2 protein-coding genes are annotated in these 2,167 nt (G+C 68.4%); one reads left to right on the top strand and one right to left on the bottom strand.

From position 1 onward, the window contains the following. Positions 1 to 157 precede the first annotated feature (157 nt). Entirely contained in the window at positions 158 to 1,165 is a 1,008-nt protein-coding gene (locus PLL68_RS10850) for a DNA topoisomerase IB (RefSeq protein WP_324533978.1), read from the bottom strand. Between the two features lie 90 nt (positions 1,166 to 1,255). Between PLL68_RS10850 and PLL68_RS10845 the strand changes: the two genes are divergently transcribed. After that, the gene (locus PLL68_RS10845; RefSeq protein ID WP_324533976.1) at positions 1,256 to 2,050 is read left to right on the top strand and encodes an inositol monophosphatase family protein; all 795 of its coding nucleotides are present in this window, start codon (positions 1,256 to 1,258) and stop codon (positions 2,048 to 2,050) included. Positions 2,051 to 2,167 lie beyond the last annotated feature (117 nt).

The following is a 2,167-nucleotide window of genomic DNA, read 5'->3' as shown; positions in this document are numbered from 1 at the left end:
GCGCTCCCCCACTCGCTTCGAGCACCCCACCACCCCCCGCCACAACTTTCCCGCCCGGTGCCAGGACCTTCACCTTCACAGGACATCCGTTCCCCTGCGAAGGTCAACCTTGTGGTGCGAAGCACGAGGAGCTGGCCTGTCGGGATCGGGCGACGGGTCAGTCGGCTCCGTCGATGAGCCGCCCGACGGCCTTCTCGATCGCTGCTTGACGGGCGGTGTCGTCGCGGTACTTCTTGGCGAGCGTCCCGGCGACAGTCACGCCGGCCTCGTACTGGTCGATGACGCGCGGGTCGATGTACGACTTCCTGGCGATCGTCGGGGTGTTGCCGAGGTAGGCCGAGACCTCCTCCACGGCGGCCTTGACCGCCCGCTTCTGCGACGCCTTGGTGTCGCCCCGCTCCGGGGACTCTGCCAGGGCGACAGCAGCGAGCACGGTGGCGTGCCACGTGCGGAAGTCCTTGGCCGTGAGGTCCTCGGCGACCATCTCCGAGATGTAGGCGTTGACGGCGCTGGCGTCGAGGTCGGCCCACCGCGCCTGCCCGCGGTAGGCCAGCAGGCGGGTCGACCCTCCCCGGCGTTTGCGCATGAGGTTGAGCGACTCGATGACGTGAGGATCGCTGATGGTGATGGAGTGCTCGATGCCCGACTTGCCGACGAAGCTGAACACGAGGTCCTGCCCTCGCCGGCGGACGTGTCGGCGCTCCAGGGTGGTCAGGCCGAACGAGCCGTTGGCGTCCGTGTAGGCGTCACTGCCGATGCGGAAGTAGCCGAGGTCGAGCAGCCGGGTGGCGGTCGCGGCGGCACGCGCGAGCGGCATCCCTTCGGCTCGCAGGTCGCCGATGATCCGCTCACGTGCCTTGGCCAACCGGGTGCCGGCGCCCTTGACCCGGTCGAACTTCAGCTCGTCTCGCTTGGCCCGCCACACCGGGTGGTAAAGGTACTGGCGACGGCCCGCGGCATCCGTGCCAATCGCCTGGATATGGCCGTTGGGCCACGGACAGATCCACACGTCCTGCCACGCCGGCGGGATGGCCAGACCTCGGATGCGCTCCACGTCCTCCTTGGGCAGGCGGGCTCCGTCCGAGTCGAGGTACGCAAAGCCCTTGCCCGCCCGGCGACGTGTCCATCCCTTCATCTGCGGGGACACCCGCCGCAACCTGGCCATGCCCGCGACTGTAGGTGTCCGAGGCTCGTGGTTGAGGTTGCGCGGCGACCCAATCATGCTGACTGCTCCGGGGTGTGACACGGTTGCTCCATGCACGGACTGTCGACGGATGCCGTTCTGGACCTGCTGCGCGACGTAGCCGCTGAGGTGATCACCCCCCGCTTTCGCGCTCTGGCCGCTGGTGAGGTGATCGAGAAGAACCCCGGTGACCTCGTGACCATCGCCGACCGCGAGGCCGAGGTGATCATCACGGCGGCGCTGCTCGAGGCCTACCCGGATGCCGTGGTGCTGGGCGAGGAGGCTCACTCCCTCGACCACTCGGTGATGGAGCGCTACCTCGCGGCGGAGCATGCCTTCACCGTCGACCCCGTGGACGGGACCAAGAACTTCGTCCACGGCTCACCAGACCATGCGGTGATGGTGTCCGAGACCGTCGATGGGCAGGCCGTGCGCGCCTGGATCTGGCAGCCCGAGCACCAGGTGGCCTGGGTCGCCGAACGCGGCGCCGGCACGTGGTGCGACGGCGTACGCCAGCACGTCAGCGCGGTGGCCGCTGACGGCGAGCCCCGTGGGGTGACGTCCATCTGGGCGTTGCGCGACCAACAGCTTGGCGACCTCCCGCGGATGGGACTGTCCTGGGTGTGCTGTGGGGTGGACTACCCGAAGCTCATCTCGGGGGACGCTGACTACATCCTCTACAGCCGAACCAACCCTTGGGACCATGTCCCCGGGTCGCTCATGGTCACCGAAGCCGGCGGCTTCGTCGGCCACCCGGATGGGACGGTCTACACCCCCAGGTCGCTGCGACCGGGGCTCATCCCCGCAACGGACCACGCGACGTACGTCGCGGTACAGCGCCACGCTCAGGCCGCCTTCACCCGCTGAACCGCCGGCCAGACTCAGCCGCGCACGGGTGCATTCCACTGGTGATGTCCTGGTGAATTTGGCGGGGAATGCGGAAGAGGGCCCACCATGACTGGTGGGCCCTCTTCGCTAATGGTT

The organism is Ornithinibacter sp. (assembly GCF_035443565.1).
Lineage (GTDB): Bacteria > Actinomycetota > Actinomycetes > Actinomycetales > Dermatophilaceae > Fodinibacter.
Note: the sequence above shows the minus strand (reverse complement) of the source record. Positions and strands in the feature narration are given on the sequence as shown.

Excerpts from the sequence above, each read along its gene's own strand:
- PLL68_RS10850 (WP_324533978.1), bottom strand. The coding sequence starts at position 1,165 with ATGGCCAGGTTGCGGCGGGTGTCCCCGCAGATGAAGGGATGGACACGT.
- PLL68_RS10845 (WP_324533976.1), top strand. The coding sequence starts at position 1,256 with ATGCACGGACTGTCGACGGATGCCGTTCTGGACCTGCTGCGCGACGTA.